Origin of the sequence: Pseudomonas chlororaphis subsp. chlororaphis (assembly GCF_003945765.1) — a bacterium.
Taxonomy (GTDB): Bacteria; Pseudomonadota; Gammaproteobacteria; order Pseudomonadales; family Pseudomonadaceae; genus Aquipseudomonas; species Aquipseudomonas chlororaphis.
In genome coordinates this window covers 2,624,882-2,646,014 of sequence record NZ_CP027712.1, presented here as the reverse complement: position 1 = coordinate 2,646,014, position 21,133 = coordinate 2,624,882, and the positions used below count along the sequence as shown (strand labels likewise).

General features: G+C 65.1%; 21 protein-coding genes. 11 read left to right on the top strand and 10 right to left on the bottom strand.

Annotated elements, in window-relative coordinates; translation table 11 throughout:
• The first annotated feature begins 161 nt into the window (after positions 1–161).
• Both C4K27_RS12245 and C4K27_RS12240 read left to right on the top strand, forming a co-directional pair.
• Entirely contained in the window at positions 162–1,526 is a 1,365-nt protein-coding gene (locus tag C4K27_RS12245; protein ID WP_053260643.1) for a glutamine synthetase family protein, read from the top strand.
• 57 nt (positions 1,527–1,583) lie between these two features.
• On the top strand, positions 1,584–2,897 hold the full coding sequence (locus tag C4K27_RS12240; protein ID WP_053260642.1) for an NAD(P)/FAD-dependent oxidoreductase: 1,314 nt from the start codon (positions 1,584–1,586) through the stop codon (positions 2,895–2,897).
• Between the two features lie 108 nt (positions 2,898–3,005).
• On the opposite strand, the gene nadE is transcribed toward C4K27_RS12240, so the two are convergent.
• Genes nadE through C4K27_RS12225 form a run of 3 tightly spaced genes read right to left on the bottom strand, consistent with a single transcriptional unit; the run spans position 3,006 to position 5,721 of the window.
• Positions 3,006–3,833: an NAD(+) synthase gene (gene nadE, locus C4K27_RS12235; RefSeq protein ID WP_053260641.1), complete on the bottom strand. Its 828-nt coding sequence runs from the start codon at positions 3,831–3,833 to the stop codon at positions 3,006–3,008.
• A 1-nt stretch (position 3,834) separates the two neighbouring features.
• Entirely contained in the window at positions 3,835–5,064 is a 1,230-nt protein-coding gene (gene pncB / locus C4K27_RS12230; RefSeq protein WP_053260640.1) for a nicotinate phosphoribosyltransferase, read from the bottom strand.
• A gap of 9 nt (positions 5,065–5,073) precedes the next feature.
• Positions 5,074–5,721 (bottom strand): nicotinamidase, encoded by a 648-nt coding sequence (locus C4K27_RS12225; RefSeq protein ID WP_053260646.1) that lies wholly within the window; start codon positions 5,719–5,721, stop codon positions 5,074–5,076.
• 183 nt (positions 5,722–5,904) lie between these two features.
• On the opposite strand from C4K27_RS12225, the gene C4K27_RS12220 reads away from it, so the two are divergent.
• The 4 genes from C4K27_RS12220 (at position 5,905) to C4K27_RS12205 (ending at position 9,726) form a co-directional block, all read left to right on the top strand.
• Positions 5,905–6,450 (top strand): adenylyltransferase/cytidyltransferase family protein, encoded by a 546-nt coding sequence (locus C4K27_RS12220; protein ID WP_053260639.1) that lies wholly within the window; start codon positions 5,905–5,907, stop codon positions 6,448–6,450.
• A gap of 1 nt (position 6,451) precedes the next feature.
• On the top strand, positions 6,452–7,159 hold the full coding sequence (locus tag C4K27_RS12215; RefSeq protein WP_007924996.1) for an NUDIX hydrolase: 708 nt from the start codon (positions 6,452–6,454) through the stop codon (positions 7,157–7,159).
• A gap of 8 nt (positions 7,160–7,167) precedes the next feature.
• Positions 7,168–7,674, top strand: coding sequence for an NUDIX hydrolase (locus tag C4K27_RS12210; protein WP_053260638.1), 507 nt, complete (start codon positions 7,168–7,170; stop codon positions 7,672–7,674).
• Positions 7,675–7,887: 213 nt separating this feature from the next.
• A complete protein-coding gene (locus tag C4K27_RS12205) occupies positions 7,888–9,726 on the top strand; it encodes a flavin monoamine oxidase family protein (RefSeq protein ID WP_053260637.1) in 1,839 nt (612 codons plus the stop codon).
• Between the two features lie 75 nt (positions 9,727–9,801).
• Here C4K27_RS12205 and C4K27_RS12200 read toward each other — a convergent pair whose 3' ends face one another.
• Complete coding sequence (locus C4K27_RS12200; RefSeq protein ID WP_053260636.1) at positions 9,802–10,704, bottom strand: LysR family transcriptional regulator; 903 nt, start codon at positions 10,702–10,704, stop codon at positions 9,802–9,804.
• A gap of 101 nt (positions 10,705–10,805) precedes the next feature.
• On the opposite strand from C4K27_RS12200, the gene C4K27_RS12195 reads away from it, so the two are divergent.
• Entirely contained in the window at positions 10,806–12,029 is a 1,224-nt protein-coding gene (locus C4K27_RS12195) for an acetylornithine transaminase (RefSeq protein ID WP_053260635.1), read from the top strand.
• 140 nt (positions 12,030–12,169) lie between these two features.
• Here the strand turns inward: C4K27_RS12195 and C4K27_RS12190 are convergent, their stop codons facing one another.
• Positions 12,170–12,709: a DUF4174 domain-containing protein gene (locus C4K27_RS12190; RefSeq protein WP_007924989.1), complete on the bottom strand. Its 540-nt coding sequence runs from the start codon at positions 12,707–12,709 to the stop codon at positions 12,170–12,172.
• A gap of 504 nt (positions 12,710–13,213) precedes the next feature.
• Here C4K27_RS12190 and C4K27_RS12185 point away from each other — a divergent pair.
• Entirely contained in the window at positions 13,214–14,083 is an 870-nt protein-coding gene (locus C4K27_RS12185) for an isocitrate lyase/PEP mutase family protein (RefSeq protein WP_009043268.1), read from the top strand.
• A gap of 95 nt (positions 14,084–14,178) precedes the next feature.
• On the opposite strand, the gene C4K27_RS12180 is transcribed toward C4K27_RS12185, so the two are convergent.
• Positions 14,179–14,586 carry a response regulator gene (locus C4K27_RS12180; protein WP_053260634.1) on the bottom strand — a complete coding sequence of 136 codons (408 nt, stop codon included), beginning with the start codon at positions 14,584–14,586 and terminating at the stop codon, positions 14,179–14,181.
• Positions 14,587–14,804: 218 nt separating this feature from the next.
• Positions 14,805–15,215, bottom strand: coding sequence for a hypothetical protein (locus C4K27_RS12175; RefSeq protein ID WP_053260633.1), 411 nt, complete (start codon positions 15,213–15,215; stop codon positions 14,805–14,807).
• A 275-nt stretch (positions 15,216–15,490) separates the two neighbouring features.
• Here C4K27_RS12175 and ppnN point away from each other — a divergent pair, with 275 nt between their 5' ends.
• Both ppnN and C4K27_RS12165 read left to right on the top strand, forming a co-directional pair.
• Positions 15,491–16,864, top strand: coding sequence for a nucleotide 5'-monophosphate nucleosidase PpnN (gene ppnN, locus C4K27_RS12170; protein ID WP_007924984.1), 1,374 nt, complete (start codon positions 15,491–15,493; stop codon positions 16,862–16,864).
• Positions 16,865–17,032: 168 nt separating this feature from the next.
• Positions 17,033–17,350, top strand: a complete 318-nt coding sequence (locus C4K27_RS12165) for a DUF2388 domain-containing protein (RefSeq protein ID WP_007924983.1) — start codon at positions 17,033–17,035, stop codon at positions 17,348–17,350.
• Positions 17,351–17,403: 53 nt separating this feature from the next.
• Here the strand turns inward: C4K27_RS12165 and C4K27_RS12160 are convergent, their stop codons facing one another.
• The gene (locus tag C4K27_RS12160; RefSeq protein WP_053260632.1) at positions 17,404–18,018 is read right to left on the bottom strand and encodes an NAD(P)H-dependent oxidoreductase; all 615 of its coding nucleotides are present in this window, start codon (positions 18,016–18,018) and stop codon (positions 17,404–17,406) included.
• A 104-nt stretch (positions 18,019–18,122) separates the two neighbouring features.
• Here C4K27_RS12160 and C4K27_RS12155 point away from each other — a divergent pair, with 104 nt between their 5' ends.
• Complete coding sequence (locus C4K27_RS12155; protein ID WP_009043262.1) at positions 18,123–18,749, top strand: TetR/AcrR family transcriptional regulator; 627 nt, start codon at positions 18,123–18,125, stop codon at positions 18,747–18,749.
• Here the strand turns inward: C4K27_RS12155 and C4K27_RS12150 are convergent.
• Together C4K27_RS12150 and C4K27_RS12145 are read right to left on the bottom strand one after the other, a co-directional pair.
• Positions 18,746–19,987 carry an MFS transporter gene (locus C4K27_RS12150; protein ID WP_053260631.1) on the bottom strand — a complete coding sequence of 414 codons (1,242 nt, stop codon included), beginning with the start codon at positions 19,985–19,987 and terminating at the stop codon, positions 18,746–18,748. The genes C4K27_RS12155 and C4K27_RS12150 overlap by 4 nt on opposite strands.
• A gap of 135 nt (positions 19,988–20,122) precedes the next feature.
• Positions 20,123–21,082, bottom strand: a complete 960-nt coding sequence (locus C4K27_RS12145) for an AraC family transcriptional regulator ligand-binding domain-containing protein (protein ID WP_053260630.1) — start codon at positions 21,080–21,082, stop codon at positions 20,123–20,125.
• Between the last annotated feature and the right edge of the window lie 51 nt (positions 21,083–21,133).

Genomic DNA, 21,133 nt, shown 5'->3' with positions numbered 1-21,133 from the left:
TGCGTCATTCCTCGCGCCCTCCGGACCTCTCGCTTTCGCTCTGAACGCGCCCCTCTGCGCGTCGAGCCTTGCCGCCTTGCTATCTGCCATTGCAACCGGGCCCTGCCGGCGCCGCTGCATGAACCGAACCTGCGCGCCGCCATGGCGCAAGCGAGAGAACCATGAAATTTGCAGCCCTTGACGAGGCCCGTAGCTTCCTGGCCGCCAACCCCGATATCGACATGATCGAGCTGTTCATCCTCGACGCCAACGGCGTGCCGCGCGGCAAGCTGTTGCACCGCGAGGAACTGCTGGCGGTCTATGAAAGCGGCCGGCCGCTGCCCAGCACCATCCTCGGCCTGACCCTGCAGGGCGACGACGTGGAAAACTCCGGGCTGGTCTGGGACGTCGGCGATATCGACTGCCGCGCCTACCCCCTGGCCGGCAGCCTGGTGCGCCTGCCGTGGCGGCAGATCCCCACCGCCGCGGTGCAGGTCAGCATGCACCCGCAGGAAGGCCTGCCCGCCAGCATCGCCGACCCGCGCCACCTGCTGATCAAGGTCATCGACCAACTCAAGGCCGAGGGCTATTACCCGGTGATGGCCTGCGAGCTGGAGTTCTACCTGCTGGATGCCAAGCGCGACAGCAGCGGCCGCCCGCAACCGGCACTGGACGCCGACGGCGGCCGGCCGCGGCACACCCAGGTCTATGGCCTGCGCGAGCTGGAACAGATCGAACCCTTCCTCACCGACCTCTACGCCGCCTGCAAACTGCAAGGCATCCCGGCGCGCACGGCGATCTCCGAATACGCCCCGGGCCAGGTGGAAATCACCCTGGAACACGGCGACGCCCTGGAGGCCATGGACCAGGCGGTACGCTACAAGCGCCTGGTCAAGGCGGTGGCCCACCGGCACGGAATGCAGGCGACCTTCATGGCCAAGCCCTTCGATGACCTGGCGGGCACCGGTATGCACATGCACGTGAGCATCGCCGACGCCGAGGGCCACAACCTGTTCGCCGCCGAAGACCCGGCCGGCACCCCGCTGCTGCGCCAGGCGGTGGGCGGCATGCTCGCGTCGCTGCTCGACTCGCTGCTGCTGTTCTGCCCCAACGCCAACTCCTACCGCCGCTTCCAGGCCAACAGCTACGCGCCACTGGCGCCGACCTGGGGCGTCGACAACCGCACCGTGAGCCTGCGGGTGCCGGGCGGTCCGGCCAACAGCCGGCATATCGAGCACCGCATCTGCGGCGCCGACGCCAACCCCTACCTGGCAGCGGCGGCGATTCTCGCCGGGGTCCATCGCGGCCTGCGTGAGCAGCTCGACCCGGGCGATCCGGTGCAAGGCAACGGCTATGCCCAGGCCAGCGAACTGCTGCCCACCGACTGGCTGACCTCGCTGACCGCCCTGGAAAACTCCACCTGGGCCCGCGACGCCCTGGGCAGCGAATTCCTTGGGGTCTACCTGGCGGTCAAGCGCGCCGAATACCGCCAGTTCATGGCCGAAGTCGGCGAGCAGGACTGGCGCTGGTACCTGACCCAGGCGTGACGTGCTGGCCGGCGTCACGGCGCCGGCCCGGCCCCAACAAAAATTCGAGAACAGCCCATGACAGCCGCACTCAATCCGGTCACACCGGCAGCCGAACGCTGCCCTTCGTATTACAGCGCCACCCTGAATCAGGAAACCCATTACCCGACTCTGCAAGGCACTCATCAGGTCGACGTGGTGATCATCGGCGGCGGTTTCACCGGCGTCGCCAGCGCCGTGGAACTGGCGGAAAAAGGCCTGAAGGTGGCCATTGTCGAAAGCCACAAGATCGGCTGGGGCGCCACCGGGCGCAACGGCGGCCAGGTCACCGGCAGCCTGTCCGGCGACGAGGCCATGCGCAAGCAGATGCGCCGCACCCTGGGCGACGAAGTCGACGATTTCATCTGGCAACTGCGCTGGCGCGGGCACCGGATCATCCGCCAGCGCGTGGACAAATACGCCATCGCCTGCGACCTCAAGCACGGCCACCTGCACGCCGCCTACAAGCCCAGCCACCTCGCCGGCCTGCGCGCCGACTACGAAGAAGCGGTGCGCCGCGGCATGGGCGACGAGGTCAGCCTGCTGGACCGGCAACAGGTGCGCGAGGTGCTGGAAAGCCAGCTGTACCACGGCGCGATCAAGAACACCCGCAACCTGCACCTGCATCCGCTGAACCTGTGCATCGGCGAAGCCCGCGCCGCCGAAAGCCTCGGCGCGCTGATCTTCGAACACAGCGAAGTGCTGCGGATCGTCCACGGCGAGCGCCCGGCGGTGATCACCGCCCAAGGCCGCATCGACGCCAAGCAGGTGCTGCTGGCCGGCGATGTGTACCACAAGCTGGAGCCCAAACAGCTCAAGGGCAAGATCTTCCCGGCCATGGGCGGCATCGTCACCACCGCGCCCCTGGGCGACCTGGCCAGGCGCCTCAACCCCCAGGACCTGGCGGTCTACGACTGCCGCTTCGTGCTCGACTATTACCGCATGACCGCCGACGGCCGCCTGCTGTTCGGCGGCGGCGCCAACTACAGCGGCAAGGATTCGCGGGACATCGCCGGCGAACTGCGCCCCTGCATCGAACGCACCTTCCCGGCGCTCAAGGGCGTGGCCATCGACTTCCAGTGGAGCTGCGCCATGGGCATCGTGATCAACCGCATCCCGCAGCTGGGCAAGCTCTCGGACAACGTCTGGTATTGCCAGGGCTACTCCGGACACGGCATCGCCACCAGCCACATCATGGGCGAGATCATGGCCCAGGCCATCACCGGCCACCTCGAGCACTACGACACCTTCGCCGCCTGCCGGCACATCCGCGTGCCCTTCGGCGACCAGCTGGGCAACCCGATGCTGGCGGCGGGCATGTGGTACTACCAGATGCTCGAACGGTTGCGCTGAGGCCCCAGCCCAACCTTCCTCGTATCCGTAGGAGCGAAGCTTGCTCGCGATAGCGCCCTTGAGACCGCCATCGCCGGCAAGCCACCATCGCCGGCAAGCCAAGGCGGGTCAGGCAGGGGTGCGCGGCAAGGCGCGCTTGTGGGCGGTGCGGTGGTAGGCCGTTTCGATCAGCTGGCGCACGCCATCGGACACCGGCTCGCCCATCAGGTAGGCGTCGATCTCGGCGTAGCTGCAGCCATAAGCCGTTTCGTCCAGTTTGCCCGGCGCCAGTTCTTCAAGGTCCGCGGTGGGGGCCTTGTGCACCAGGTGCCCGGGAGCGCCAAGCGCCTCGGCCAGCGCGCGCACCTGGGTCTTGGTCAGGCCCGACAGCGGAGCCAGGTCGCAGGCACCGTCGCCGTACTTGGTGAAAAACCCCATCAGGGCCTCGGCACCGTGGTCGGTCCCCACCACCAGGCCGTTGCTGAAGTTGGCGACCGCATACTGCGCCAGCATCCGCGCCCGCGCCTTGACGTTGCTCTTGGCGAAGTCGGTCAGTTCGGCCGACGGCTGCAAGCCATCGATCCGCACTTGGCTCATCAGACCGTCGACGCTGTCGGCAATGTTGCAGGTGCTGACCGAGTCCGGGCGGATAAAGTCCAGGGAGGCCTGGGCATCGCTTTCGTCAGCCTGGCTTTTATAGGGCAGGCGCATAGCGATAAAGCGAGTGTCGTGCCCTGCCCCGCGCATCTGCTCCACCGCCAGCTGGCACAGGCGGCCAGCGGTCAGGGAATCGACGCCGCCGCTGATGCCCAGCACCAGGGCCTTGCCGCCGGACTCGCGCAACACCTGCTGGATGAAATCCACGCGCCGGACGATTTCCGCGGCTTCGTCTCCGCGCGCCAGTTGCCGATCGATGCCCAGCTCCCGGGCAATTCGTTCTTGGGTTTGGCTGCTCATATCAGGCCTCCAGGGGCGAGTTACTGAGGTTGACGTTGAACACCTGCGCCGCGTACCTGAGGAACGACGGGTCTTCGCAGACGTTCTTGATCGGGTCATCGGAGAACTTCACCACCGGTTCGCCATGCACTCGCACCAGCTTCATCACGATGCTCAGCGGCTCGACGCCTTCGACATCGCAGGCCAGGCTGGTGCCCATGCCGAAACCGAACCGGGCCTGGCCACGCACGTGACGCAGGATCGGCAGGCATTTCTCGAAGTTCAGGCCGTCGGAGAACATCAGGTCCTTGCTCCGTGGATCGATGCCCAGTTCCCGGTAGCGGGCCAGGACCTTGTCGGCCCAGGCAATCGGGTCCCCGGAATCCTGGCGCAGGCCGTCGTAGAGCTTGGCGAAGTACAGGTCGAAATCCTTGAGGAAGAAGTCCGTGCTGATGCAGTCGGTCAGGGCAATGCCCAGGCGTCCGCGGTATTCGCGCACCCAGTTTTCCAGGGCCGTGTTCTGGCTCTCCCGCAGCCGTCCCAATTGCTGGTGCACCATCAGCCACTGGTGGGCCATGGTGCCGATCAGCGGCAGGTCGAACTCGTAGGCCAGGTGGGCATTGCTGGTGCCGACGAAGACCCCGGGGAAGTCGCTGCGCATGATCTTCACCACCTCGCGCTGGGCCTTGAACGACAGACGCCGACGCGTAGAGAAGTCCGAGACCCGCAGCTCGGCGAGTTCTTCGCGGCTGGCGTTTTTCTCCAGCCATTCGAATTTCCGATAGAGCCGGCGGGTGACGTCAGCAAGCTCCACCTCCGGATACCTGTCGCGGTTGCGCAACTCACTGACCATGGCCAGCACCGGCTGTTCGAACATGATGCAGTGCAACATCGGGCCGCGGACGCGAATGCTCAGTTGGCCATCGACCGCCGCCACGTGGATGTAGCGCAGGTTGAAACGGAACAGGCCGAGAAACTGCTCGAAGTCCGGGGTCAGGTACTCGCGAAAACGCTTGTTGAACAGAAAGCGCTGTTCGCCTTCGCGCATCTGCAGGCTGGCGAGCTTTTCCAGTTCCTGGCGGATCTCCGGGATCAGATGCACCAGGGACTCTCTGGAGCGGACGATGAACTGGTATTCCACATCGACATTGGGGTGCTGGTGCAGCACCGCCTGCATCATGGTGAAGGTGTAGTAGTCGGTGTCCAGCAGGCCCTGGATCACGCCATTGTTACGGTCAAATGCACTTTCCATGGTGACTCCTCAGGCACTGGCCAATCTGGCGGTTTCTTCGCGGGTCGCGGCCACCGCGATACCCGCTTGTTGCATCTCGTCGATCGCCTGGGTGGCGCCCTCTGCGCTGATGGCGCGGCATGCCGGCAGATGGATGATCACCTTGAAGCCGGCGGCGGCCAGTTGCAGGGCGGTGGTCTTGACACAGAAATCCAGGGCCAGGCCACCGACGATGACCCGTTGCACACCCTGGCTGTCGAGGTACTCGATGACCCCGGTGGACAGCTTGCCGTGCAGGTCGTGGTAGCAGGCGCCGTAGGGGTGCAGGTCCGGCTCCACGCCCTTCCACACGAAGTAGTCGTAGTCATAGGGCGTCGGCAATTCGTCCAGCAGGGCGAACCCTTCGGTGCCCGGTACGCAGTGGCTGACCCAGGTCAGGTCGGCATGCTCCAGGCCGGTGGGCTGGAGCATCTGCCCGGGCTCGTTCACCACCCAGGGGGCCTGGGGGCTGTGGGCGTCCTTGCTGCCGATGCGCAGGCTGGCCAGGGTCGCCATGAAGTTCAGCTCGCCACCGATGCGGTCGCCCTCGGCCACGGGCAGCTCGTCCGGGCACAGCGGGGTAAAGCTCTTTTGTGCATCGACATCGAAGGAAGCGGTCTTCATCGTTTGGCTGTTCATGCTGGTTTTCTCCTTTGCATGGAACACAAAGTACATGTCATGTACTTTCATGACAACCCCCTTTGACTCTGTTTTTATTTCAGCGGTCCGGAGCAAACAACATAAATTGTGCATGACATGCCAATTCCCTGCGCACACAAGCAATGATAAGGTACACGTCATGTACCAAATCAGGAGATGCCGATGTTTGAACTGGCCCTCTATGGCGGTGCCTTCAACCCGCCCCACGCCGGTCACGCCCGGGTCATGCTTGAAGCCGCCCGCCACGCCCGGCGCGTGCTGGTGACCCCCAGCTTTCGCCATCCGGACGGCAAGCGCATGGCCGACTTCGAGCAACGGGTGAACTGGTTGCAGGCCATCACCCGGCATCTGCAACCCGAGTGCCCCGCCGAACTGGCAGTGAGTCGCCTGGAGCAGCAACTGGGCCTGGCCGATCCCGCCCCGGTCTACAGCTACACCCTGCTGCAACGGCTGGCGGACGACCTGGCTCTGGACGGCAAGCGCATTGCCTTGGTGGTGGGTGAAGACGTGGCGCGCCAGTTGCCCGGATTCCATCGCGGCGAGGAGTTGCTGCAGCGCTTTTCCATCCTGCGGATCGAAGAACAACCGGGGGTACGCAGCAGCGTGTTGCGCCAATGCCTGGCCCGCGGCGAAACCCCGCCAAGCCAATGGCTGGCACCGGGCATGAATCCGCTAAACTACGGCCTCTACGCCGTCCACGGAAGTTGATATGCCCGACCGCCCCCTCTCCCCCAGCGCCTACCTGCACACCATCGACCTGTGCCTGCTGCGCTATAACCGCGAACGCTCCGAGCTGGAAATCCTCCTCCATCAACGCGACAGCGAGCCCTTCGCCGGGCACTGGGCCCTGCCGGGCATCGTGGTCAACGGCGATGTCGAGGACCGCAGCCTGAATGATGCGGTGCAGCGGCTGCGGCGCTCCAGCAAGGTGGACATGCCCCTGGCCTGGCTGGAGCAGGTGGGCACGGTCGGCGACGCCTTTCGCGACCCGCGCTGCTGGTCGTCCTCGACCTTCTACCTGGGGATCGTCAGCGAGCCGGTGGAGCCCGGTCCGCAGCAGGGTTTCTTTACCCTCGGCGACGTGGCCAGCGGCAGCTTCAAGCTGCCCTTCGACCACAACAGCCTGGTGGCCCAGGTGCACGAGCGGCTGTTCTCCAAATCCCTGTACAGCAGCCTGCCGTTGATGTTTCTCGGCAGCGAGTTCAGCGCCCCCGAAGCGGTGAGCATCTTCTCCCTGGTGCTGCAACGGCCAGTGCTCAAGACCAGCATCCGCCAGCGCCTGTTGAAGATGAGCGAAGCCGGTTACCTGCGCGAAACCGGACGCAAGAAAAGCGGCGACGGCGGCCGGCCGCAAGCCACAGTGGAAAATCTCAAGCCCGCCGAGCTGTACCTGTTCGATCGCTGTTTTCTGGAGTGATACCCCCCATGAGTTCCATCGCCGACAACCAGTGCCTGCTGGAAACCCCGTATTTCAAGGTGGTCCGTGAGCAGGGCTACTTCATCATCAAGGAACCCCGGGCGGTGAACGGCGTGGTGGCCGTGCCGACCCTGGCCGATGGCCGGCTGATGCTGGTCAACCTCAAGCGGCGGGCCATCGGCGGCCAGTCCATCGAGTTTCCCCGCGGCGCCATCGATGCCGGGGAAAGTGCCGTTGACGCCGCGGCCCGCGAATTGCTGGAGGAAACCGGCTGGCAGGCGTCGCACGTTCGCGAACTGGGCCTGCTGCACAGCAATACGTCGCTGATCGCCAGCGCGGTGGTGGTGTGTCAGGTGCAGATTGCCGAGCAACAGGCCGCCGCCACCGATGGTGAAGTGGACCATCTGCTGTGGGTCAGTCGCCAGGAATTGATGACGATGATCGCCACCGGCCGGATCACCGACGGCCACACTTTGTCGGCGGCGATGATGCTGCTGGCCAGCGAGTCGGCCTGACGCCAGCCAGCCCTGCTGCCGGTCCTCCGGCACCAGGGCATCGGGCATCAAATCTTCCTCTCACGCCCTTGCGTTGCTGCCCCGCACGGGCATAAACCCCGCCCGACCCTATGCACCCCGAAATCTGTTCTAGGCTTGGACCTCTGGCGACTATTGATTTAGAGCCATCGAGCAAGTGGAAACACATGGAAATGACTTTCAAGGAGAAACCCCATGTCTGCGATTCCTTCAAGAACCAACCGCTCTCCCCTGCGCATGAACAAGGACGTCACCGCGCTGATTCCGGACTTCCCCTTTCACTACGCCAAATATCTGGAGAGCGCGGCTAATCGAAAGCTTCCTCCCTGCCAGGTGGACCCGGCGAACTATGGACAGAAAGTGCTGATCGTCGGGGCTGGTGTCGCCGGCCTGGTCGCCGCCTATGAGGCCATGCGCATGGGCCTGCACCCGGTGGTGGTCGAAGCCTCGGAGCGCATCGGCGGGCGGCTCTACTCCAAGCTCCAGGGCGACCCCGAAAACCCGGGCGACCAGGTGCTCTGCGAACTGGGCGCGATGCGTTTTCCGGTGTCCGGCAAGGCGCTGTTCCACTACTTCCGAAAGGTCGGCATGACCGAAAACTCGGCGGACTTTCCCAACCCGGGGACTGCCGCGGCGATCAGCACCGTGGTCGATTACCGCGGGGAAAAAACCTATTACGAAGTGGATGGCAACCCGGACTTTCCAAAACCACCGGAATACACCGACCTGGAAAACCAGTTCTTCGATAAGTTCCTGGAAACCTACGATTTCACCGCCATGGAAAGGGCCATGACCGAAGGCTCCATCAGTCAACAGACGATCAAGAAGCTGTGGAACGCCATCATCAAACCCCAGTTGGGAACCAGCGGCGACGATGTCAGCTTCTACGCCGCGCTCCTGGAAAACTCCGGCTGGGACAAGGCCGATATCGACCTGTTCGGACAGATCGGCTTCGGCACCGGCGGCTGGAACACCGACTACCCGAACAGCATCCTCGAACTGCTGCGCGTGCTGTACACCGGCCTGGATGCCGACCACCAACTGATGTTCGACGGTTCCTCCAGCCTACCGCAACGGCTTTGGTCGAAGACCCCGAAAGAGCTGGGGGACGCGATGCTGCACTGGGGCGCGGACACCACGGTCGAAGCGCTGTCGCGCGAGGTATTCGCCGACCCGTTCCACCAGGAGGTGCGACACATCGAACGCCAGCAGGACGGCTCCTTCCGCGTCTCCATTACCGACACCCGCACCCGGCAGACCCAGCAGTGCGACTTCCCCAGCGTCATCTACACCCCGCATGTGCGGATCCTCGACAAACTGCGCTACTCGGGAAACCCGCAAAGCCTTCCCGCCATGGACAGCCTGCTGCCCATCGATACCTGGGAAGCCATCATGTACACCCACTACATGCAGTCGGCGAAGATTTTCGCCGCCACCCAGCGCCCGTTCTGGAACGACCCGGTGGCAGAGGGTGAGCAACGCAAGATGAGCATCACCCTCTCCGACCGCCTGACCCGTGGCACCTACCTGGTGGACTACTCGGCCAGCAAGGGTAAATACAAGGGCAGCGGGATCTTCCTGTCCTACACCTGGAACGACGACGCCCTGAAGTTCCTCGGCGACCGCCCCGCGCCGCTGCCGCAGCATGTCGATCTGTGCACCAACCTGCTGGCCAACCTCTACCCGGATATCAAGCTCAACGAGCAATACAGCACGGTCGATGCGTTCGTGGAGCACAACTGGGAGGACCAGCCGCTGTACCTGGGCGCCTTCAAAATGAACCTGCCAGGGCAGTACGAATATCAGCGCAGGATCTTTTCCCAATTCATGAGCGGCATCGGCACGGACAATCCCGATCGCTTCATCCTGGCTGGCGACGATGTGTCCTGGACCGCCGGCTGGGCCGAAGGCGCGGTCACCACTGCGATCAATGCGCTGAACAAACTGGCGGTCTGCTTTGGCGGCGGCAGCCAACCAAACAATCCGGGGCCGGTGGAGTCCTGGGACAGCCTGAAGCCTGTCGAACTGGCTTGACCGAACCTGCGTGAACCCGACCCCGTCGCTGCCAGACCGGCACGACGGGGTCTTTGTTTCATGACCTGACGCTGCTTAGCGCCCCCATTTCTCCAAGGCGAACTCGACGAAGCTGCGCAGCTTGGGCAGGCGGTAACGGTCCTGGGCGTACAGCAGGTGCATCGCTCGCAAGGGCAATTGATAGTCCTGCAACACAGGCACCAGCCGCCCCTGTTGCAGGTCCTCCTCCACCAGGGCATCGGGCATCATCACCACCCCCAGGCCACCCCGCGCCGCGCGGTGCAGGCCGGACGAAGTGTTGGTCAGCAGCGAACCGGACACCGGGATCAGTACGTCCCCCTCGGGCCCACTTAACGGCCATTGAGTGGCGGTGGAGCTCCACTCGTCACCGGCCGGATAGGCGAACGCCAGGCAGTTGTGGTGTTGCAGGTCCTCCGGGACTTGCGGTGTACCGCAGCGCTCCAGATAGTCCGGCGCGGCGCAGATAGTCAGGGTGTAGTCCTCCAGGGGCCGGGCGATCAGCGACGTGGTGTCCAGGTTGCCCAGGCGAAAAGCCACGTCGAAGGCGCCGTCGATCAAATCGAAGCGCTGGTTGGCCAGGGTCAGCTCCACCTTGACCTGCGGGCAGCGCTGCTGGAATTCGCTCAGCGCCGGCGCCAGGCGCTCGGTGCCGAAGGTCAGCGGCGCGGTGATGCGCAGGGTGCCGGACGGCTCGCCCTGGGCCTGTTCCGCCATGCGCTCGGAGTCCGCCACCAGCCCCAGCACCGCCAGGCAACGCTGGTAATACTCGGCGCCGAACTCGGTCAGGCGCTGGCGCCTTGTGGTGCGGCTGAGCAGGCTGACCCCGAGGCGCTGCTCCAGGGCCCGCAGGTGATTGCCGACCATGGTGGTGGACAGGCCGCACTCACGGGCGGCGGCGGTCATGTTCCCCGCCTCCACCACCTTCACGTACACCGTCATCGCCTGGAACAGATCCATTATCAACCCTGACTTGAAGATGATTAAAGAATTGACGAGTTTATCTAGCTCAGGTGGCTAACGATACTGCCAGCACACCCCACTCGATGGAGCGACCCGTCATGACCGCCACCTGCCTGATGAGCACCTATCAACCGCTGCCCCTGAGTTTCACCCACGGCCTGGGCACCCGCCTCTGGGACCAGGCCGGCCGCGAATACCTGGACGCGGTGGCCGGCGTGGCGGTGACGGGCATCGGCCATTCCCACCCCAAATTGGTCAGCGTCATCCGCGAACAGGCCGGCCTGCTGCTGCACACCTCCAACCTGTACAGCATCGATTGGCAACAGCGGCTGGCGCAGCGGCTGACCCAACTGGCTGGCATGGACCGGGCGTTCTTCAACAACTCCGGCGCCGAAGCCAACGAGACCGCGCTGAAACTGGCACGGCTGCACGGCTGGCACAAAGGCATCGAGCGGCCGCTGGTGATTGTCATGGAGAACGCCTTCCACGGCCGTACCCTGGGCACCCTGGCGGCCAGCGACGGGCCGGCGGTACGCCTGGGCCTCAACTCGCTGCCCGGGGATTTCCTCAAGCTGCCCTTCGGTGACCTGGCCGCCCTGGAGCAAGCCGCGCAGGCCCACGGCCCGCGTATCGCCGCGGTGCTGATGGAGCCGATCCAGGGCGAAAGCGGTATCCGCCTGGCCCCGCCCGGCTACCTGAAGGCCGTGCGCGAGCTGTGCAGCCGGCGCAACTGGCTGCTGATGCTCGACGAGATCCAGACCGGCATCGGCCGCACCGGCCAGTGGTTCGCCTGCCAGCACGAGGGTGTGGTCCCGGATGTGATGACCCTGGCCAAGGGCCTGGGCAACGGCATCCCCATCGGCGCCTGCCTGGCCCGGGGCAAGGCCGCGCAGCTGTTCACCCCCGGCAGCCACGGCAGCACCTTCGGCGGCAACCCGCTGGCCTGCCGGGTGGCCTGCACCGTGCTGGAGGTCATCGAGGAACAAGGCCTGCTGGCCAACGCCAGGCGCCAGGGCGAGCACCTGTTGCAACGCTTGCGGGTGGAATTGGCGGATCACCCGCAGGTCCTGCAGGTGCGCGGCCTGGGCTTGATGATCGGCATCGAGCTCAAAGCCCCGCAGCGCGAGCTGGCGCTACGGGCGGCGCAGGATCACGGACTGCTGATCAACGTGACCCGGGGCACCACCATCCGCCTGCTGCCAGCGCTGATCATCGATGAACGGGAAGTCGAGATGGTCGTGCGCGGGGTCAGCCGGACGCTGCAAAGCGCTGAAGGTGATGGCGGTGCAGCAAAAGAGGCAGAAATGCTGGCAGTGTCGTGACCGATGCCTGATGGTCAGCTGAGCTCAGACGAGGTGAGTTAGAACGCTATCGCGAGCAAGCTCGCTCCACAGGAGCCTGTATGTTTCTGCAGGAGCGAGCTTGCCCGCGATGCGCTATCAGGAAACGGTGACGGCCAAACTCAGTCGTCCAGCGGCTTGGGTGGTGCCGCAGGCTTGCCCGATTTGGCGGCCTTGCCGGCGTGGGCCGCCTTGACTTCCGAGACCGGCGCCAATGCCGGCGCGGTGGCTTCCTTTTCCGCGGCCGGCAGTTGGTCGATGGTGCTGAAGACTTCCTTGAGTTCGATGGCCCCGGAATGCTCGAGCTTCTTCTCACCGTCCTTGCCCACCAGGATCACCTTGGTCTGCGCCCCGGCGCCGAGCTTCAGGCTGCGGATCAACGCCATGGTCGATTGCGGGTCCAGGTCTTTGCCGTCGCGTTGGCCGATGGTGTTGATCACCGTGTAGAGCACCATGTTGCGTTCGCTGAAGGCCTGGCGGTTGGCCGGCTCGTCGAGGGACTTCTTCAGCGCCACCAGGGTTGGGTCCACGGTGCTGGGAGCGATGACGATCAGTGGGCGCGCCTTGCCCTGATCCTGGGCCAGAGGGCCTTCGTTGTCGGCCGCCATTGCGGGGCCGACGACAGCGAGCAGCGTTGCGAGGGTCAATGACCGAATGAACATGCGTCTCTCCTTTGGGTATCCACGTCCTAATGATTGCGCATCAGGGGAAAAGGTCCAGACCCGGACTCAAATTCTGACATTTTATTGAGCCTTTCCCCTGGCTCGAGGCGTTGCGACAAGCGCTGCGTACTCTCGTCCTCGCCGCTACAGATCGACGCTCCCATAAATGCCAGTGATAACCGAACCTTCTTGTTCGGCATGGTCGACCCGCCTTGGCGCCCATGACAACCGGCATGGCCTATGCCGTTCTGGCATGGGCCCATACGAATTCGTCATCATTTTCGCCGCGGCGGCGTGATAGCCTTCATCCCGGCCATAACAAGAGCGCCCGCCTGGCTTTTTCCATCCGGTGCGGCGTCACCCGCCGTTTCACACCTGCTTGCTTCGTCTTCATCTGCCCAGGTTTTCGCAGCGACCCTTCTACACAGGCGCGCTGGACGACCGATTGCATTTTTGACTCGACGCTATCGTCGGCATCTCTTTTACCTCCTTCCGGGAGTTCGTATGTCCAGGCTGTCTCATCAAGATTTACGCCGTAGTTTTCGCGAGTTGATCGCTTCAGACTCCTGCTTTCACACCGCCTCCGTATTCGACCCGATGTCGGCGCGGATCGCCGCCGACCTGGGGTTCGAAGTGGGCATTCTCGGCGGCTCCGTCGCCTCGCTGCAGGTGCTGGCCGCGCCTGACTTCGCCCTGATCACCCTGAGCGAATTCGCCGAGCAGGCCACCCGCATCGGCCGCGTCGCCCAGCTGCCGGTGATCGCCGACGCCGACCATGGCTACGGCAACGCCCTCAACGTGATGCGCACCGTGGTCGAACTGGAGCGCGCCGGCGTCGCCGCCCTGACCATCGAAGACACCCTGCTGCCGGCCCAGTTCGGGCGCAAGTCCACCGACCTGATCTCGGTCGCCGAAGGCGTGGGCAAGATCCGCGCGGCCCTGGAAGCACGGGTCGACCCGGAACTGGCGATCATCGCCCGGACCAACGCGGCCATCCTGCCGATCCAGGAAATCATCAGCCGCACCCAGCAATACGAGCGCGCCGGCGCCGACGGCATCTGCATGGTCGGGATCAAGGATTTCGAGCAGCTGGAGCAGATCTCCGAGCACCTGTCGGTCCCCTTGATGCTGGTGACCTACGGCAACCCGGCGCTGCGCGACGATGCGCGCCTGGCGCAACTGGGCGCGAAGATCATCGTCGACGGCCACGCGGCGTACTTCGCGGCGATCAAGGCCACCTACGACTGCCTGCGCGAACAGCGGCAGATCTTCACCCAGGCCTCGGACCTCAGCGCCACCGAGCTGGCCCACACCTACACCCAGCCCGAGGAGTACATCGTCTGGGCCAAAGAGTTCATGAGCGTCAAAGAGTGAGCCGCTAGCTCACCCGCCCTTGCGATCACCGAGGACCCAAGGTCCTGGGTGGTCGAAAGCCGCTTCACTCCTCATCTCGCCAGCGCCCCGCCCAACTACCTATTCCCCGCCTTGTTCAACGCCTCGTCGACACTGTCGAGGATCTGCCCGATGGTCCAGGGTTTGCGGATGAACGACACCGGATAGCGGATGCCGGAACTCTGCGGCGTCTCATAACCGGACATCACCAGCACCGGCATTTCCGGCCAGCACTCGCGCACCCGATTGGCCAGGCCCGCGCCGTTCAAGGTGCCCGGCATATTGATATCGGTCAGCAGCAGACGCACCTGGTCCGGGTGGCTTTCCAGGAACTGCAGCGCCTCATCCGCGCGGGGCATGGCCTGGGTGGCAAAGCCCTCGTCCTGCAGGATCTCGCAGAGGAACTCCAGGATCATCGGCTCGTCCTCGACCACTAACAGCAGGCGACAAGGCTGGCCTGGATTGACAGATGAAACTGGGCTCATGTGGATGCCGCTCCCTGACTACGTACACAACCCTGGCGCGATTACGCCATTTAAAGTTATGAGCAGCGCCTGGCCGATAAATTCACTCGGCCTGCCGAGGTGCCGGACAAGACCGCCCACGCACCGCCGGTTGCGCCGGCGGCAGCGGGATCACCGCCAGAGGCGCCTTGCTCCCACACCTGCCCCAAAGCCGCTCTGCGCACCCGCCAAGAGCCCCGCTAGCCACCCTGGGTGACATCGATCACCCTGACGTCCATCTTCCCTGAGTTGTTCCGGTAGAAGCCGGGCACGTCGTTGGCGCAGAACTGCAGGCGCCCCGGCGGCAGGTCCGACCAGACGCCGTCGCCGCGCCCGAGCAGGCGCCAGGGCGACTGGCCCGCCGGGCCCTTGGTCCGTACCAGCAGCGCCATCCAGGCCGCTTCGGGCAAGCGCTTGGCCCAGCCGAAGCCCTCGCGGATGCCGCCCGGGTGCGCCACGCCCTCGGGCTTGGTCGGCGGGTCCGAGGCATCGGCCCACAGGCCTTCCACCAGGAAGCGGTAGCGATGCCCGGCTTCGATTTCGAACTCACTGGTGATACAGGACTGGTTGGCTGGTACCTCGATGGGGCGGATCTGTGAAGGAATGCTCATGGTTGCCGCCGTCCGATGCTGTTGGCCTGGGGTTGCGCTCCCCAGCCCTATGGGTGACTGGGCTGAGCATAGCCAAGGGCGATGCACGCCGCTTTCGCTTCGGACCACCAGCTGTGAGAAAGTAGCGTGGCGGACGCGCCGCACGTTCCGGTGGCCCCGTTTGCCTTCGCGTGGTGAAGCCCGGGAGAATGTTTTCCCGGCGTCCCGCCCGCCGCTCACTATTCTTAAGCCATGGGCCCGCATGGGCCGGTGGTCTCGCTTTCAAGGAATCCAGAATGCATTCAAGACACGTCATCAACGCTTCGGTCAGCCCCAAAGGCAGCCTGGAGACTTTGTCCCAACGTGAAGTGCAACAACTCAGCGAAGCCGGTTCCGGCAGCATCTATGCCCTGTTCCGCCAGTGCGCCCTGGCCATCCTCAACACCGGCGCCCATGTCGATAACGCCAAGACCATCCTCGACGCCTACAAGGATTTCGAAGTCCGCATCCACCAGCAGGACCGCGGCGTGCGCCTGGAACTGCTGAACGCCCCGGCCGATGCCTTCGTCGATGGCGAGATGATCGCCAGCACCCGGGAAATGCTGTTCAGCGCCCTGCGCGACATCGTCTACACCGAAAGCGAACTGGCCAGCCAGCGCATCGACCTGGAAAGCTCCCAGGGCATCACCGACTACGTCTTCCACCTGCTGCGCAACGCCCGCACCCTGCGCCCGGGCGTGGAACCGAAGATGGTGGTGTGCTGGGGCGGCCACTCGATCAGCACCGAGGAATACCAGTACACCAAGAAGGTCGGCCATGAGCTGGGCCTGCGCAAACTGGACGTCTGCACCGGCTGCGGCCCGGGCGTGATGAAAGGCCCGATGAAGGGCGCGACCATCGCCCATGCCAAGCAGCGCATGAGCGGCAGCCGTTACCTGGGGCTCACCGAGCCGGGCATCATCGCCGCCGAGGCGCCGAACCCGATCGTCAACGAACTGGTGATCCTGCCGGACATCGAGAAGCGCCTGGAAGCCTTCGTCCGCGTCGGCCACGGCATCATCATCTTCCCGGGCGGCGCAGGGACCGCCGAGGAGTTCCTGTACCTGCTGGGTATCCTCATGCACCCGGACAACCGCGAGCTGCCGTTCCCGGTGATCCTCACCGGGCCGAAAAGCGCCGCGCCCTACCTGGAGCAACTGCACGCCTTCGTCGGCGCGACCCTGGGCGATGCGGCCCACAGCCTGTACCAGATCATCATCGACGACCCGGCCGAGGTCGCCCGGCAGATGACCGAGGGGCTCAAGGAGGTCAAGCAGTTCCGCCGCGAACGCAACGACGCCTTCCACTTCAACTGGCTGCTGAAAATCGACGAAGGCTTCCAGCGTCCGTTCGACCCGACCCACGCCAACATGGCCAGCCTGCAACTGGACCGCGCACTGCCGTCCCACGAGCTGGCGGCCAACCTGCGTCGCGCGTTCTCCGGCATCGTCGCCGGCAACGTCAAGGACAAGGGCATCCGCCTGATCGAGAAGCACGGCCCGTACGAAATCCACGGCGACACCGCGATCATGCAGCCGCTGGATCACCTGCTCAAATCCTTCGTCCAGCAGCACCGGATGAAACTGCCGGGCGGCGCGGCCTATGTGCCGTGCTACCGGGTGGTGAGCTGACAACCCATTGACCCTGGCCCCCGGCGCAATGCCGGGGGCTGCTGGCTACCCCCTGCAAAACACCCGGCCAGCGGGCACAGCGAGCGCCCGGGGAACTCCTGGGCTGCGTCGCGCATCCTAGATTGTGTAGTACTTCCTTTTCGCTTCATGCTGTCGGAGGACGCCCTCATGCGCCGCCTATTACTCGTTTCTTCGTTGTTGCTCTGTCTGCCCGCAGGTTCAGCCATGGCCCGTGTCGATGCGGGTGATGTCGCCACCTCCGCAGGGGTTTCCGCCTCGCTGTACTCGACCTTCAAGGACGACAAGATGGTGATTCCCGCCCGTGACGACGCCTCCAGCTTCGTCGCCAGCGGTGGCGCCATCCGTGGCGTCTACCTGGAGTCGGTGCTGCAGAAAATCCGCCAGGAAAACCCAGGCCTCAATGCCAGCGATGAAGAACTGGCCAGGGCCATCCTCACTCAACAGGCGCAGCCCGCCGGGCACTGACGGCCAAAGCCGTCCTGCGCTCCGCGACCGGGACGTCGCGGAGCCTTATCCCCTCATCCCGCCTGGACCGCCGCGGCGGTGCTGGCGCGACTGAACAGATCGCGACCGATGGCCCGGGCCGTGCGCAGATGCAGCGCCGGATCCTGGCTTTCCGATTCCAGCAGCAGCTCCGAGGTCAGCACCCGCGCCCCGCAGTAGTCGAAGATCCCGTGGTCGATCTGGGTCTTCATCGCCGTCTCGTAGCCGTGGCGCCCGTAAGTGCCGGCATCGGCCCCACCGACGCCAAGCAGATGCACCCGCAGATGCCCGAGTTTCTTCTCAAAGCGATTGGCTTCGAGGTTGAAATCGAATGCCCAGCCGTTGGCGAACACCCGGTCGATCCAGCCCTTGAGCAGCGCCGGCATCGACCACCAATACACCGGATAGACCAGCACCAGCGCATCGGCGCGGTCGATGCGCGCCTGCTCGGCCAGCACGTCGGCCGGTGGCTGTTCCTGCCGGCGATGGACCGCGTGGTCGGCGATGTTGAAGCGTGGATCGAACGCCTCGGCGAACAGGTCGGCGATCTCGAACGAGTGGGACGGCCCCAGCCCCTCGGCGACCTGGGCCGCCAGGCTGTGGCTGAGGGAGCGGGGATCATGGTGGGCGACAACGATAAGCGCATGCATGGCGAAGACTCCTGCCGATAGAGGCAAATTGGATTGAGGGTGGCAACCAGGCCCTATATACTTTTGGTAAGTTACGAACAGTAAGTTACTTTTGGTATATAAGCATGTCAAGCACCCCCTCCGAGGCTTCACCCCCCCGTCGCCGCCTGTCCCGCGAAGAGCGCCTGCAACAGTTGCTGGAAGTGGCCTGGCAATTGATCGGCGCGGAAGGCACCGAAGCCCTGACCCTGGGCCGCCTCGCCGAACAGGCCGGGGTGACCAAGCCGGTGGTCTATGACCATTTCGTCACCCGCGCAGGATTGCTGGCGGCGCTGTACCAGGACTTCGATGCCCGCCAGACATTGCTGATGGACGCCGCCCTGGACCGCAGCGAAGCGACCCTGGCCAGCCGCGCGGCGGTCATCGCCGGCTCTTACGTCGATTGTGTGTTGACCCAAGGCCGCGAGATCCCGGGGGTGATCGCCGCGCTGGCCAGTTCGCCGGAACTGGCGCGGATCAAGGAGGAGTACGAGCTGATCTTCCTGGAAAAATGCCGCGCCGCCCTCGCCCCCTTCGCGGCGCCCGGGACCATAGCAACGGCTGGCCTGCGGGCGATGCTCGGGGCGGCCGAGGCGCTGTCCCATGCCGCGGCCACTGGAGAGATCAGCCGCGAGCAGGCCCGCGACGAGCTGTTCGACAGCATCGTCGCCATGGTCGAGCGCAGTGCGCGGCGTGGCGCCGGCCCGGTCTAGCCCGCTTCACCTGCCAGCGGCACGGCCCGCTTCAGCGAACCGAACCACCAGGTGACAAGGGCGCACAAGGCCATGACGCCGCAGGTGCCGACAAACACCGTGCGCATGCCCAAGTGCCCACCGAGAAAGCCCCCGGCCAGGGGGCCGAGCACCTGCCCGACGTACTGGCTGGAGGTCGAGTAGCCGAGCATCCGCCCGGCGATGTTTTCCGGCACCGAATGGCGAATGATGCTGGAGATGCAAGGCAACAGCCCGCCCAACGCCAGGCCCATGAGAAAGCGCAGCAGCACCAGTTGCCAGGGCGCGCTGACCAGCGCCTGGGGAATCAGCAGCAGGGCCGCGGCGGCCAGGCACACAGTCAGCACCCGCCAGTGGCCGATACGGTCGGCCAGTTTGCCCAACTGTGACGCGGAAATAATGCTGCCCAGGGCCGCGGCGGACATCACCAGCCCCGCCATCAGGGTGACGTTTTCCGCCCGCAGTTCCTGCAGGTACACGGTGATGATCGGCTCGATGGACATGGTCGCGAACATCAGCAGGCAGGCCACCGCGAACATACTCAGCACCGGCCTCTTGTCCTGCACCGACGCCCAGGAGTTGTCCGGCGCCTGGCCCTTTTGCGTGGCCGGGCGCGGCTCGCGCGGCGCCTCCTTCAGCAGAAAGGTGGTGGCCAGGAAGGTCACGAAGATCACCGCCCCGGCGATGAAGAAGGTGTTGCGGATGCCGATCAACGGCGGCAGCAGGCCACCCACCAGCGGCCCGGCCAGGCTGCCGGCCATGATCCCCGAAGACAGCACGCCCAGGGCCCAGCCGGAGCGCGCCTTGGGGGTTTGCGTGGCGACCAGGATGGTCGCCCCCGAGGCATAGCCGCCGAGCAAGCCCGCCAGCAGGCGCAGCAACACCAACTGCCAGACGTTCTCCGCCAGGCCGATCAACGACATGGCCACGGCCATGCCGAGGCTGGCACGGATCAGCATCAGCTTGCGCCCATAGCGGTCACCCAGGCGGCCCCACAAGGGCGCGGTGATCGCCGCCGACAGGAAGGTCGCGCCAAACGCCACGCCGGACCACTGGACGATGGCCGCCGGGTCGCTGACCCCCAGTTGCTCGACGTACAACGGCAGGAACGGCAGCAGCAGGGTCATCGCGACAATGGTGGTGAACGCCCCCAGGGCGCACACCGCGAGGTTGCGCTGCCAGTAGCGTTCGGCGGGAGACAGTGGCTGCGGGGTGGACATTGGGGCGCTCCATCGGTCAGGGACGGGGCCACGCTACAGGCTCGAATTCGATAAATAAAATTCATGTTTTTTATGCAGTGGATTCCTTTAAGGAATCCGCGCAACGCCTGCGGTGATGCCGCGAGCCTGATGGATTCAGTCGCGCTTCCAGCGCTTGCGCGCATGCAGGTATGCCGCGAGATCACCGTAACCCAGCTGGGCCGCCACCTGGACGCGGCTCTCGCCGAGAAACTCCAGCTGTTGCTCCAGCTCGGCGCGGACCTGATCGAGCAACTGGCGAAAGGTCATGCCCTGCTCCTCCAGGCGCCGACGCAAGGTGCGCGGGCTCTGGTACAGCGCCTCGGCCTGGTTCTCCAGGCTCGGCACCACGCCACGGGCCAGGCTGTCGCGCATGCAGGCCGCGACCTTGCCGGTCCAGCCGGCCAGTTGCAGGCGCTGGGCCAGGCGGCGGTCCAGCTCGCTGCGCAACAACGCCTGCATGCCGGCGTGGCGCGTCAGCAGCGGCAGGCGCAAGGTGGCCTGGTCGTAGTACAGGCAGTTGTGCGGGCAATCGAATTCGAGGTTGTCGCCGAACCACTGGCGGTATTGCGCGTGGTACGCCGGGCGCGGATGGCTGAAGCAGGCGCGTACCGGTTGCACGGGTTGCCCGGTGCCGTGGCGCATCTGGGTCAGGGCCATGACGCAGTAATGCTCGACCACGTAGCGGGTCAGCCTGGCGGGCGCGTCGATGCACAGTTCGACGCCGAGCAGATCGCCGTCGCTGACCAGCTTCAGGCTGTCCATGTCCGAGGCCAGCGCGGCGTAGTCGGCCCAGCATTGCATGGCGCCGCGCACGTCCGGGCAGTACAGGCAGATGTAGGCCAGTACGTGCAGGTCCTGGGGGGTGAATTCGCCGAACAGGTGCAGGCCGATGGCCGGGTCGCGCTCCGCCGCCAGGCGCCACAACTGTTCCAGTTCCAGCAGGTTGTAATCCTGGCGGTCGCCGCGGGTCTGGCGTTGCAGGACCCGTTCCAGCACCCGGCCGAGCTGGCCCCGGTGAAAACGGCGGACCGGTTGATTGGCCTCTTCGCCAGTGTTTTTGTCCAGTTCGCGCATAGGGTCCGGGCGGCTCTTGGTTTCTTATTGTTCGGGCAATGCCCATGTCGG